Annotated in this window: 10 protein-coding genes; 4 read left to right on the top strand and 6 right to left on the bottom strand. The window is 39.9% G+C overall.

All coding sequences use genetic code 11. From position 1 onward, the window contains the following. Positions 1-6: 6 nt before the first annotated feature. The 5 genes from ACHFIZ_RS06410 to ACHFIZ_RS06390 form a co-directional block, all read right to left on the bottom strand. A complete protein-coding gene (locus ACHFIZ_RS06410; RefSeq protein ID WP_410884002.1) occupies positions 7-1281 on the bottom strand; it encodes a serine/threonine-protein kinase in 1275 nt (424 codons plus the stop codon). 10 nt (positions 1282-1291) lie between these two features. Beyond that, complete coding sequence (locus ACHFIZ_RS06405) at positions 1292-2074, bottom strand: FHA domain-containing protein (protein ID WP_410884000.1); 783 nt, start codon at positions 2072-2074, stop codon at positions 1292-1294. Positions 2075-2079: 5 nt separating this feature from the next. After that, positions 2080-6054, bottom strand: coding sequence for an FtsW/RodA/SpoVE family cell cycle protein (locus ACHFIZ_RS06400; RefSeq protein WP_410883998.1), 3975 nt, complete (start codon positions 6052-6054; stop codon positions 2080-2082). 1 nt (position 6055) lies between these two features. Continuing rightward, positions 6056-7555, bottom strand: a complete 1500-nt coding sequence (locus tag ACHFIZ_RS06395) for a PP2C family protein-serine/threonine phosphatase (protein WP_410883996.1) — start codon at positions 7553-7555, stop codon at positions 6056-6058. Positions 7556-7649: 94 nt separating this feature from the next. Beyond that, the gene (locus tag ACHFIZ_RS06390) at positions 7650-8600 is read right to left on the bottom strand and encodes a hypothetical protein (RefSeq protein ID WP_410883994.1); all 951 of its coding nucleotides are present in this window, start codon (positions 8598-8600) and stop codon (positions 7650-7652) included. 336 nt (positions 8601-8936) lie between these two features. Between ACHFIZ_RS06390 and ACHFIZ_RS06385 the strand changes: the two genes are divergently transcribed. After that, the gene (locus tag ACHFIZ_RS06385; RefSeq protein ID WP_410883992.1) at positions 8937-9896 is read left to right on the top strand and encodes a TIGR01212 family radical SAM protein; all 960 of its coding nucleotides are present in this window, start codon (positions 8937-8939) and stop codon (positions 9894-9896) included. On the opposite strand, the gene ACHFIZ_RS06380 is transcribed toward ACHFIZ_RS06385, so the two are convergent. Beyond that, complete coding sequence (locus tag ACHFIZ_RS06380) at positions 9872-10357, bottom strand: SRPBCC family protein (RefSeq protein WP_410883990.1); 486 nt, start codon at positions 10355-10357, stop codon at positions 9872-9874. The two genes, ACHFIZ_RS06385 and ACHFIZ_RS06380, sit on opposite strands and share 25 nt — an antisense overlap. Before the next feature lie 265 nt (positions 10358-10622). Here ACHFIZ_RS06380 and ACHFIZ_RS06375 point away from each other — a divergent pair, with 265 nt between their 5' ends. The 3 genes from ACHFIZ_RS06375 to ACHFIZ_RS06365 all read left to right on the top strand — a co-directional run bounded on the left by ACHFIZ_RS06375 (position 10623) and on the right by ACHFIZ_RS06365 (position 13704). Then, a complete protein-coding gene (locus tag ACHFIZ_RS06375; protein WP_410883988.1) occupies positions 10623-11987 on the top strand; it encodes an ammonium transporter in 1365 nt (454 codons plus the stop codon). A 35-nt stretch (positions 11988-12022) separates the two neighbouring features. Next, positions 12023-13054: an outer membrane beta-barrel protein gene (locus tag ACHFIZ_RS06370; RefSeq protein WP_410883987.1), complete on the top strand. Its 1032-nt coding sequence runs from the start codon at positions 12023-12025 to the stop codon at positions 13052-13054. A 65-nt stretch (positions 13055-13119) separates the two neighbouring features. Beyond that, positions 13120-13704, top strand: coding sequence for a hypothetical protein (locus ACHFIZ_RS06365; RefSeq protein ID WP_410883985.1), 585 nt, complete (start codon positions 13120-13122; stop codon positions 13702-13704). The last annotated feature ends 1 nt before the right edge of the window (position 13705 follow it).

The raw sequence follows: 13705 nt of genomic DNA, 5'->3' as shown, positions 1-13705 counted from the left end.
ACTATATTAAAATTCAGGAACATCATTAATCAAGCCATCTTTGGTCTTCGCGGGAGTAGCCTTCTTTGGTTTTTTCGTTTCTTTTTTGATGGTATCTCCGGATTTATTTTGCAAAGACTTCGGACTACCTTTTTTTGCATTATCCATGCTTTCAGCACTTGCGCCTTTTTCTGTTCGTTCGGTGCCGATCATCGAGCTTCCTACGAAAGTAAGGAAACAAACCAACACTAATGAAGCAATAAATAAAAGCATTTTGCTTTTAAAGTACTGTTTGTATTTGCTTATTTCAGCTAGTAATCGTTCATTTTCGCTTTGCAATGACGCTAAACTACTATCGTTTATATTCGATAATACAGTTTCAGTTTGAACTGGATTTTGTTCAATCTGATTACATATGGCATCATGCAGATCAGTGCCGTTTGTATATCGGTCTGAAGGTGATTTTTCCAAGCATTTGCCAACTATATCCTGGAGCCAGATGGGGACATTAATTTCAGTCACGCGCTGCTTCTCCGACCAGTCTGACGGTAGTCGAGTTTGTCGCAACTCTAATAAATTTGGGATACTCTTCTCGACATGAGAAATCATCACTTGATTCCTATGGGATTCTGCTTTAGAAATTAGAGGGAATGGCACCACGCCTGCTAAGAGCTCGTAAACAATAATACCAAAACTGTAGATATCAGATTGGAAAAGCATTTCGCCGTCATGCTGCTCAGGAGCCATGAATTCAACTGCACCTGCGTGTCGGAGGCTTGACCTTCTTTGTTCATCGGACATTACCGCCAGGCCGAAATCCAGTAATATATAGTTGCCTGTGTCGATGTTGAACTTTACGTTGTTACTTTTTATATCGCCATGTTTCACACCTGCTCTATGGCAATGTGCTAACGCATTCGAAAGTTGCGTGGCTAGCTTTATGGTTTCCCTAATCGTAAAAACTGGCGGGTTAGGCGCCTGTAACAGTTCTTCTAAATCCGGTCCCTCAATGTATTCCATTTCGATAAATGGAAATGACCCGCTTTCAGTCAGTCCCGAATTTATGATCTTGACAACGTTTGGGTTAGGATCTTCATTAACTTTTTTTAGCTTCTCCACTTCGTTCTGAAAATCCCGAAAATTCTTATCGTTTTCATTGTCCGTATGAATAGGGGTTGGCAACAATTTCACAGCGGATATGATGGCACCCATCCGCTTTCCCTTATATACAGAACCTTGTCCACCGGTACGCAGCGCACCCATGTTCTCCAGCCCTTCGGTTATTGTAAATACTTTAGCCATCAGTAATTTTTTATTGGTTGTAACTGAACTCCAGTACTGCCGACTCTCCCAGAATGATTTGGTCACCTTCAGTCAATGCAAATCCCAACTCCGTGAAAGTTAATTTAACTGGATTGTGATCCGTTTTAGACCGGATCTTAACCTTATTTCTCGGTGGAACACCGCCCTCATCAGCGAAAAGCATAAACGATGCCGATTCATTGTTCCATTCTATATGCGCATGTTGCCTGCTTATATATTTATTACATTCATTACTACTTTCATCAGGAAAGGCGATCTCATTGTTTCTGAAAAAACCATCAGTGCCTTGAGCCTTTCTTCCACGACCAATATTTATCCGACCGTTATCAGATTTGAGCGTATATAATGATTGCTCAGCTTCTCCTGTCAAAATTTTTATATACCCCGTACTTGATTTTACTACCGAAACGTGTTCAGGTAGCTTAACACATAAAGCTGCATTAAGTTGCTCCATTCTTTTTCCCCGCTCTGGCAATTCTTCTACGAAGATGGTCTCCATTGTCCAGTTTTCGGGCAGATCAATTGCGAAGTCATCGGCAATACGCTGTATTTCATTTTTGAATCTGTTTTCTTCAGCAGAAAATACGGCAGATTCGTACATGAATTCTTCAGAGGGTTTACAACATATACAAAGTTGAAGTCCTTTTATATGTGTTCCTTCACCACCTTCCAATTTCTGCAGTTCTTGTTTAATGAATACCAGAAAGGCCTCCCTGACTGCTTTTACATCCTGTGGCTTCTCTTGTGCGCTGTTGTTAAATAGATTAAACATAATAATTACTTTATTTCCTTTTTTATATCCATTAGGTAACCCATTGATTTGAGAATAGGCACCACATGCTGGCCCGCCAATAAAACCGCTTTACTCGATCCCCTAGTCGATTCGATCCTAATACAAACCACAATATTGCCTTTTTCATTTTTATTCGCTGCAAAGAAAACATACCAGCCGTCATTAATTCTCTCCTGTTTCCAAATTCGTTCCGGCGTTCCTGTTTTACCCGCCACTCTTATCCCCAAAGTATGCGATTTGTTAGCGCTTTGCTTCAACATGTAATCTGTCATTAGAGTTGCATACTGAGGATCATCAGCGATTTTAATCCCTGGTTTAACTGCTACAGTAGAGTCACTTATCTTTAATACGTAGCGATTCGGTACAAGAATTCCCTTATTAGCAACACTTGAAGCAAGCCTTGCAACTGCTGCTGGACTAGCAATTAATTCACCTTGTCCCCATGCCATACCAGAAATTCCTTTTGCTCTTGTTCTGCGGATATTGGCCGGATCGTAGGCTGGCTTGGTATTGAATTCGGTTTTCCTCCATAAGTTTAACCACTTTTCCTCTTGTTTGCCGTTATTTATTGCCTTATCAAAATAGTAGCCACCAACACCACGTAAAAACATTCCTGTCTTCATGTAAAGTGTTGCCATACCTTCCTGTAACTGCTCTTCGTTTGCTAATTTAATAAAATAAACGTTATTGGAATTTACTATTGCTCGCTCCATATTGATCCTTCCAGTCTCATCTGGTTCAATTCCTTTTGTTCTGATCCGCTCATTCCTGTTTATTGTAAATGTCTTGTCCTTTGCCGCCAAACCTAATTTATTGAAAGCTGCCATTGCGGTAAGAATCTTCGCTGTTGATCCTGGTTGGGTTGCGTAAGTAAAGCCTAAGTCGGCGGTTGTGTACCAGCCTGCTAACTTGTTTTGCTCTGTGGTTGTCATGTTTAACAACTCCCAATCCTTAACTGGAGGAAGTGGGTAAACTGCAGAAGCCAGGACATCTCCGGTTTTGTCTTCCATAATCACTACAGAAATTCGGCTGTTTTTAAGAGAATCGTCACGGCTGATAGATTTTTGTATGGCTGTTTGCAACTGTGCGTCAATGGTTAGCTTTACGTCTCGATTTCGTTTCTTAAATTCAGCGACCTCAGGACTATTGATTCCGGCTAATAATAGTGGGGCTAGTTCTGCATACTCGCGTTTGCTCACTGTCATTTCTTTAACCCCTCGAGGTAAAAATCGGTCTTCCCGGTATTTGTTTGCCTTAGTCGTCAAAGAAACCGTAGGTGTATGGAACCCCCTAAGTTCCGCCCCATGCTCATACTCGGCGAAATAGCCGTTAGTACTGCCATTAAAAACACCAGTGTTTACATCTCCTGTCCAAAAGAATGTTTGCTCTTCAAAAGGATAGTACCTGTCCACACGTTTATGTATTGCTGAGTCCAAATCATAGCTCAAACCAGCTGCTTTTAAAATACTGTGCTGTTTTCTGACCAGTTCAGGATTACTTGTGGCGAGTATCTTTCCCTTCCTGTCGTAAAGCTGACCTGCTTCGAGCCTATTCATCAATATCGCAATTCGAGGGTTGTAACTAAACATTCTTAGGCCACTTCTGTCAGCAACCAGAGAAGGTTGTACAACCCATTTCTTATTATTAATTACATATCTTGAAACGGTAATACCTAAAAGCAGTACCGCTACGCTCGCTGATAAAAGTGCTGGAACCAGATTTTTATCTTGCTGCCGGGTAATAAAATCCATTTGTATTGCTGTTCCACGAATAGTGGAAACCGAAAGAATAAATCCGGCCGCCATCATATTTGCTACTAAAGATGACCCCCCGTAACTGATAAAAGGCAATGCTACCCCTGAAAGTGGGAGTGCTCCTGTCGAACCCCCAGCTATCAGCAGAAATTGGACAAACATACTTATCCCTATCCCAGATGACAGATAGAACAGAAAGGGTGTGCCTGTTTGTCTGCCGATAACGATAGATCGATTCAGAAAAATTAAGAAAAGAATGAAGATTCCCAGGATCGCTGCCAACCCAAATTCTTCGCCTATAGCTGGCAAGATCATATCTGTATGGGCCTCAGGGATTGTCTTCGCAAAACCTTCTCCGACACCCTGACCACTTATTCCGCCGCCAGACATTGCCCATATTCCATTCGCAACCTGATCGCCACCATAAACTTCATTGTTCCATGGATCTTGCCATATTGATTTACGTTCAGACAAACGATTTACAGGTCCGGGAATCAGTTTGTCCAGGTAAGGAATCTTATCTATGAGGAGAAACCCAGCGATAACCATAATCACCATGATGGCCGACTCACTGGTTTGCTTTTTATTAAAGGCCATCGCTAGCGCAAGAACTGCTACAGTTGCTAAACTTGCTATCCAGATATTAAGAAACCAAACAGTTGTTGTATAAACTATAATTGCGATTAGCATCATCATGAAATCGCCTCTAGAGAAGGAGAAAAGAATAATAAAGGTAAAGCATACAACCATTGCAGGACCTAAATCGCCAAGCACTAGATACATTAAGATCGCACCTAGCATTGCTGCTAGCGCAAATGAGAAAAAGTACCAGCGCTTTTGCCAGCTGCGATATTCGGTAATGAATTTTTCATTACTTGCGAAAAAGCCCGCAAGGAATAGGATAATTGCATACTTCACGATCTCACTGGGCTGAACGCCAAAAAGATTGACTTTTACTCCACTACCTTCCGGTCCACTGCCGAATATTATGGTTAGTCCAAGTAATCCCAGCGCCATGACTGCCCACTGCCAACCATTTGCTCTATTGCTCTTGTTGCTGAGCACAAACATGCGGTAGAATTTAGAGTCTGCAGTCAATTTTTTGAACTTGATGGTTAGCATTATGCCGATGCCAAGAATTCCTATGCCGAAAAAGACTAAAGAATCTCTCGCAAGAAAGCGATCTCTTAGTGGGTCTTGTAAGCTTAATAGGGTGATAAAAGAAATTCCGGTCATTAGCATTACCAACGGTAACATCAATTGATCAGCATTGGGCTGTTTATAAGTCATCAAAAGGTGAAGTAGCCAAAAACCCAGAAAAAAGCTCACTGTTATGATCCAGAACCACTGGTTGTATTCGTCAACGCTTCGAACGATCAGTGATTTTTCCTTTTTAAGAATCTTAAATTCTCTAGCAGAAAAAAGCCTTATAGTATGCGGGGCCTGTTTGTAAGTGATCGCCGTATTGTTGTTCAATTCCTGGACTCCCTGAGACCTTCCGAACTGAAAACCTGGTTGTAGTGGGAGAATTTCGAAAGCGCTCTGGTTTGAAAGGTGTTGAAAGCTAAAAAAACCACTCGAATTTGTACGCAAATAGGATACTAACTGGGGTTTAAAAGGGATGGAATCATTTTCCACATATCCACTATCCAAAGGCAAAATCATCGTTAGTTTAACTAAGACGCCACTAACCGGATCCTCATTTTTATCTATAATCTTACCTTCAATATTATAATCACCAGAGTTGAGATCACGCGAAGATGGCAGTGATTGAGGCTTTCTCCTTTCCTGGATGAATCGTCTCGCATCATCACCACTAAAACCAATCAAAGCTCTGGAATCTGTTGCCCGATCTCTAAAGTTCGTGCCTCCTGATTCAAATGCTTGGTCCGCCAGGACGAAAAACTTCTTCTTATTTAATTCTCCTACGTTATCAATTGGAGTATCGAAAGTTTTTATTCCCACCGCCACTGAAGATTCTATAAGCTCAATGTCTTTTTTGTCCTTAAAATAGTAACCTCTCTGCAATAGGATACGCATCTTTTCTGCGGCATTTTTGCTGTTCAAGTTAACCATAGTTCCGTTTTTCAAGCGGGCATCCACATCCGAAAAACCTTTCTGCAATGTATTAAACAGTGTAAAAAACAATGCCCCCAAAACTAGCGTAATCAATACAAGAAAAATGCGTTCATTCGTTCTTTGCATGTTACTCTGTTGGCTTAATTGGTAAGGAGTCTGCCGAGAATGAGCTCAAAGGGATTTTTCCGTTAACATATTTTTTATCCTCTAAATTATATATGTTTTGAACTGCATTTGGACAATTGCTGAACTTCACATTTCTCAATACTAAAGCGTTATTAGACGTAGAAATTGCTGTGTTAAAGTTTTCGAATGCAATGTTACGTAATTGTATAAACTTACTTTTTGGTTTAATATCTATCGCAATTCCTTTATATAGAGAATCGCTTATAATTACCAACTCTTTCTCAGCCCTTAGATATATGGTGTCCTTATTAAAGGTTAAAGGCTGGTGCAGAATTATCGGTGAGGGGAATAAAGAGTCTGATAACACCAAGATTTGACCTTGAAGTTTATTTAGCGTATCTTGAAGCATGATCTCCTTAGTGTTTCGCTTTTCTGTAATTTCCGTCAATCGTTTCGGCTGCACAGCAGTCGAAGGATGATTGTTATATAACCAATAAAGATAGGCCGTAGTACCTATAAATACTATGCATAGCACAGAAAGCAAAACGATTAGTGCCTTGCCGGACTTCTGACCAGATTCCTCAATATTTGTATGAATTTCTAATGGTGAAACGGATTCTGGAATTAATTCTGCGCGCTGAAAGACTTCAGCTTCGTCATATGGAATTTCAGGCTCTGCGAGAAATTGTTTTTTCCGTTTCGGTATTTGCATGGTTGCCTGACCCGGTTTGGTTGCCTCGTAGACTAACTTTTTATTCGTATTAGAAACAAGTACAACAGTAATATTGTCTAGTCCACCACTTTGATTTGCCGCTGAAATCAATTCACTGGCTTTATATTCTAAATCATTTTCTGTGATTAATATTGTAGTCAATTCCTGGCGGTTTACCATGTCAGAAAGGCCATCACTGCAGAGTAAAAGAAGGTCGCCGGGTAAAAAAGGGGATTGACCGGTTTCTATGTATTCACCCTGTTCTGTAACATTGGCGACGAATCCAAGGGCTTTATTAATCTCATTGCGTTTTGGATGTTTCATTGCCTGCTCTTCCGTCAGCCTACCTGAATCTTCCATAAAGCCTACAAATGACTGATCCTTGGTGATTTTGACGAGCGAATTGTCGCGCAGAAGATAAAGACGTGTATCTCCCACATGAGCATAGTAAAATAGGTTGTTCTTTAAATCAATAACCGCCAAGGTTAATACACAGGCCATGTTTTCTAATTCTTTATCTTGTAGCTTTTCTGCTATGATCTTCGAGTTGGCCGCGCCAATAGCAGTTTTCATACTTTTTAGCAGATCACCGCTCGGCTTGCTCAGATGTTCAAGCACCGAGAATTTAGCGATCTCGGCAGCGATCTCACCACCAGAATAACCACCAACTCCATCAATGACACATGCAATTACAAAATCGTTTGCTGCTGTGATCTCAGCGATGAAAGTGTCTTCGTTGTTGCTCCGAACTTTGCCGGTATCAGTAATTCCAAAATAGTTTTTATCCATCTTATTTAGGTGAATTTTTTACGTTTTTAAAGTGGGCAATTAGTAAAGCAACACACAATAATAATAGGGCAACGGATAGAATGTGGGACATGGCCTAGGATTTAAATATGTTTATACCAATGATTCCATTTAAAATGATTCGGGAATTCAAGGGTAACTCTGTCCATTTAGGACCGTGAATGTCACTTCGTTCCACCTGACTCTCATTTACGATCGTTTTTTCACCAAAGGAGGCAAGGTAAAATTTATCATCAGCATCGCTATATCGGATTTTAAGGTGAGGTGAATTTACCCATTCGGACGGGATCTTAAAAATATGTTCTTCTATTCTCGTTTCTTCTTCGCCAGTAACTATAATTTCTTCTTTTTTCATTAAAAATTCTACCTTTTTTCCTGCGTATGCACGGTCTGGAAGGGTGGTCTCAAATCTGGCGAGGAATTCGGCTTCCTTACGAGCAGGTGGGGCCTGGTCAAATACAAGTGTGCTTACGTATGGTATTTCGTAGTAACCTTCGCTATAAAAAATAAAATCCCTAAGTATGTCGTCATTGATGTCAAAAGTCTGAGCCATCCCCGTTTGTCTTGGAATGAAAGTCACCCTTAGATTGTCTTCTTTCTTATTATTATCTGGCAATAACTTGCCGATAAACCCTTTGTCGCCAGATTTGTAATCTGGATGCGATACAAAACGAAAAACCCATTTATTACTAGATGGCTCAGCTTTTTTACCTTCGCTTATTTTCTGATTAAGGATTTCGTAAAAATTCTTTACGGACTCTTGAGCAATCAAACCCAGGATACCTTTTTTGTTATCCATGAATTCACGAAAATCATCTGCATTCAAGCAAATTATATATTCGTGATAGAAAACAATTCTTTCTGCGAAGGAGAGCTCTGCAATTGATTCTTCGAACTTTTCGATGATGTATTTGAATACAATATTTGGCGTTATTGGCTGAGATTTTGAAGCTGCCGCGCCTCCATTATTAGTTAGAAACCAGTCTTGAACGCCTATTCGCTGCCAAAATGAGGGTTTTTCAATCATTTATTTATCTAATTTTTAAGCTTTTAATATAGCAATAATGCTGCCTGTTTGCGTTAAAAGTTAGTATTAATTTGATTTCGGTAATTTTACTTAACCTTTGTATCAAGTACGGCCCATACTGAGCCATATATTAAGTGCAAACTATTGGATTGTTAAAAGTCTGCTAGCGCGGCATTGGCTCGGCTTGCTACTTTTTGTGCCTAAGCAACGCTGTAGCAAGGCGGAACTAATGCCATACCAATCCCAGCCCTTTTTACACATATTGAAGCATCCGGTCAATGGCTAAACAATAGTGCTTGAAAATTTTTTTGTATTTTTGAAGAAAATTAAAAAGCATTGGGAACATTACTGGATCAGGGAATTAAGGGTTACAAAAATTATGGTACGCACCTAAAAGAGAAGTATGAAGGTCAGCGTGTGTTCAAAGTAATCGTTGATGGAGGATTTACCTGTCCTAATCGTGATGGTAGTAAAGGCTATGGCGGATGTACTTATTGTAACGTAGATTCGTTCACTCCGGAGCTTTCCCGTAAACTTCCAACCATTCGAGAGCAATTAGAGCGGGGAATGGAAAGGGGTAAAAGTTTTTATAGGGCAGATAAATTCATTGTTTATTTTCAGCCGAATACTAATACTTACGCTCCTGTTCACTACTTAAAGATGATGTACGATGAGGCCTTGTCTATCAATACGCATGATATAGTTGGCTTTTCTGTAGGTACCAGGCCGGATTGTATTGACGCAGAAAAGGTAGCACTTCTTGAGAGCTATTCGGATCGGTTCGATGTAGATCTTGAAATGGGTATGGAGTCTATTTATGATGAAACTTTAAACCAAATAAACAGGGGATGTAGCCACGGCGAGTTTGTTGAGGCGGTAAAATTATTAGAGGATAGCAAACTTGATCTCTGTGTGCATACGATCTTTGGTTTTCCTTGGGAAACAGAGGAAATGATGCTTGGTTACATTCATGAGATAAACAGATTTCCCCAAATAAAATTCGTTAAGTTCCACCATCTTCATGTTGTTGAAGGATCGATCATGGGTGCGAAATATAAAAAGCAACCATTCAAGCTATTTTCCTTAGAAGAATACACCAATCTGCTTTGCAAACTGATCCCGCTGTTGCGCCCAGATGTGGTGATACAAAGGTTATTCGGAATATCGGACTGGGACTTGTTAATTGCACCGAATTGGGGCTTGAACAAGTCTGCTATTCAAACCTATATCGATAAAGAGATAGAGAGAAGGGGAGTAGTACAGGGCTCAGCTTACGTTTCTGAGGCGGTAGTATAATCTCCGAACAGTTCTATAACCTTCCTTCTTCTGAATTCAAAAATTTCTTCCACTTTGTTTGCAACAAATATACTGTTGGCCATCTGGCCAAGTGGTCCGAATGGCAGGCCGTACGTTAAAATGTCGTTCATCGCTGTACCACGGCTAACTGCTTTAAAGTGATGCTGATGGTGCCAAAATTGATAAGGACCAAAACGCTGCTCGTCAATAAAGTATTTTCCTTCTGATACATGGGTGATTTCTGTCATCCAGTTGAGCTTTATATTAAATATAGGCGAGACCTGATAGGTGATAATCATTCCCGGGTACATTGTTTTTAGCTGATCCTTATCGGATGTTACCGTAAACGCCATCTCCTTTGGAGTTATTTTGGCCAGGTTTATTGGTGAAGAGAAGAAGTCCCATGCTTCTGCGATGGGGATGGGCAAAAGTTGTTCGAAGGTAAATTGATATGATTTCATAAGTTCCTAAAGATACAAACTTATTATTTTATGTAATTTTTATTTATTTCTTAATAATTCGGCTATTTTACATATGAATAATTATAAAAATGAAAAAAAATGAAGTGATGTTTGTGATTTTGCTAGTATTTCGGTTAAAAACTTGCAATTATATACGGTCTTAAAAGAAAATTGTTTGTTTTAAAGTGTATTTTTATTGAAATAATTGTTAGTTTTAGCAAAAATTCAAATAAACTTTAATTACAAACAGTTAAAAAACACATTTATGGCAAAAGTTTTATTTAAACAGTGGGGCCCCTTTGCAGTTTTAATGGTAATTGCAATTGCTGCTCTTTTTATTCCCTTACTTCCTAATTTTGACGAGGGCAAATACAATGCTGCAGATATCGCATTTATCTTAATCTGTACAGCTTTAGTTTTTATCATGACTCCAGGACTAGCGTTTTTCTACGGTGGTATGGTTCATCGTAAAAATATTCTTTCAACCATGATAAAAAGTGTGGTTGCTGCAGGGATAATTACTGTGCTTTGGGTAGTTGTAGGTTTCAGCTTAGCCTTCGGTGACACTATCGGCGGTTTTATTGGGAACCCAATGACCTATTTGTTTTTTCATGGAGTAAACTCTGGACCAGCTTGGGGAACTATTCCGCTTTCTTTATTTGCTGTTTTCCAGTTGATGTTTGCGATCATCACTCCAGGTTTAGTTGTTGGTGCTGTTGCTGAGCGTATTCGGTTCACTTCTTACATCTTGTTTATTGTTTTGTTCGCGTTATTCGTTTATTCGCCGTTAGCACACTGGACATGGTCTCCAAATGGGTTCCTGTTGAAAATGGGTGTTCTTGATTTTGCTGGTGGTACCGTAGTACACATTTCTGCTGGTATGGCTGCTTTAGCCGGCGCTCTAGTTCTTAAACGTAGAAAATCTCACATTGAGCATATTGAAGTTCCTCCTGCAAATATTCCTTACGTACTTATTGGTACTGGTTTACTTTGGTTCGGTTGGTTCGGTTTCAATGCTGGATCTGCATTGACCGCAGGTAGTTTAGCTGTTTCTGCTTTCTTAACGACAAACACTGCTGCTGGTGCTGCTGGTTTAGCATGGATGTTCTTTGATGTGGCGAGAGGTAAAAAACCTTCCGTTTTAGGGTTCTGTATAGGTGCTGTTGTTGGTCTTGTAGCGATCACTCCGGGAGCTGGTTTTGTAAGCATCCCTTCTAGTATTTTTATCGGTACGATTGCTTCGGTGATTTCTAACCTGGTTGTTTCATGGAAACAATCAACTAGCTTGGATGATACGTTAGACGTGTTCCCTTGTCATGGTGTTGGTGGTATTGTTGGTATGTTATTAACTGGCGTTTTCGCAACAAAAACAGTGAACAGCCTAGGAGCAGACGGATGGTTTTACGGAAACTTTGATTTCTTCTTTGTTCAACTTAAAGGTGCTGCAATTGTTGTTGTTTTCAGTTTCGTTGTGTCATTCATCATCTTCAAACTAGTTAACATGATCCAGCCAATTCGTGTCACTTCCGAAGAAGAAGAAGAAGGACTAGATGCTAGTCAGCACAATGAGAAATACTCTCAAGGTACTTTGGTAATAGCTAGCGGACAGGAAATCGAAAATGCGTTTTAATCTCACTAATCTAAATACAATCAAACCGAACAACTATGAAATTGAAATCATTAGTAACAATAGCCGCTCTAACCTTTACTACTGCAACTTTTGCTCAGGAAGCTGATGCTCCGTTGCAAATCTCGGGTTCTGCTGATGCTTATTACAAGTACGATTTTGCCAAAAGGCCTAACATAGGCACTTCCTTTGGTAGCGATCACAATTCTGTATCATTGGGAATGCTTGATCTTGCTTTGAAGAAAACTACCGGTAAGGCATCTTTTGTTGGAGAACTTTCTTTTGGCCCACGTGGTCAATACCAGTCTATTCTAAACGGGGATGGTAATCCTTCAAATTCTGATAATTCATTTCATATCCAGAATTTGTATGCTTCGTATGCTTTCACCGATAAGTTTTCAATGACTGCTGGTTACATGGGTACGTTCATCGGATATGAAGTAATTGCTCCCACCGGAAATTTCAACTACTCAACTTCTTATTTGTTTACTAACGGTCCATTCCAAAACGCCGGTATCAAAGGAACTTATGCTTTTTCTGATAAAGTGAGCTTAATGGTTGGTTTGTTTAACGACTGGAACGTTTATCAGGATTTCAACGGTGTATCTCATGTGGGTGCTCAGTTGATGGTTAGCCCTATCGAAGGATGGACTGCATACTTAAATGTGTTGTCTGGCACTTCAAATGGAGCTACTAATGGAACAGTGTTAGATTTAACTACTTCATACCAGGTGACTGAGAAGTTCAAAGTTGGTTTAAACGCTGCTGATTATTCTCTAGACGGTGGCGGTGGTTATGGTGGTGGTGCGTTGTATTTGCAAAATGCATTCACTCCTGGTTTTGCATTAGGCGTTAGAGGTGAGATGTTCACTTTCAAATCGACAGGACCGGGTACTTCCAAAGATATTGCTGCAGTTACACTTTCTGGAAATCTCAAATCTGGTGGTTTAACTTTCATTCCTGAGATCAGATTTGATAATGATTCAAATTCAAGCTTCTTGAAAAGTGACGGCTTAACTGCTACAAAAAATGCTTCTCAATTCTCTTTAGCTATTGTTTACGCATTTTAGTCTCGATAACTACGAAATTCAGCCACCAGATTTTATCTGGTGGCTTTTTTAATTTACCTTGCCCCATGAAATCATTGTTAATGAGCCTTTCATTTCTTTTATTCACCGTTTGTTCCTTTGCGCAAGAAAAGCCTTTGCCATTTGATGAACGGGGAAAGTTAATATATTACGAGGTTGTAGCATCTAATGAAACGCCAAAGGATTCCCTTATATCAAGAGCACTAGCTTTTTTAGAAGCTGATAGTAAAAAGTTTAAAATTTCTGCAATTAAGGGTGATACATTGGTGGAAGCAACCGGCAAAATGTTGATCAGTAAAAGCGCTCTTGGTATGGCCCGTCCTATGGGAGCAGTCGACTATAGTTTTTATACAGAAGTAAAAGCGGGAAAGTACCGTTTCTGGTTAACGGATTTCGTTTTTGTTTCTTACATGAGAGACCGGTACGGCAACTTCGTTCCTGAAACGACTATAGGCATTCCACTTGAGCGAGAGCAGGGCAAACTGCGTGTTGCAGAATGGGTAGGTTATCAAAAAATTACGGCGAGAGAAGCCAAGGCAATCGCCGATCAATTTAAAACTGCTTTGGCTACGAGAATTTACACCTTGCAGTCGAAAAAACCAAAAAATACGATATCAACAAAGAAATGGTAGT

It is taken from the genome of Pedobacter sp. JCM 36344, from assembly GCF_046546555.1.
Taxonomy (GTDB): Bacteria; Bacteroidota; Bacteroidia; order Sphingobacteriales; family Sphingobacteriaceae; genus Pedobacter.
This window is presented reverse-complemented; position numbering and strand designations above follow the sequence as displayed.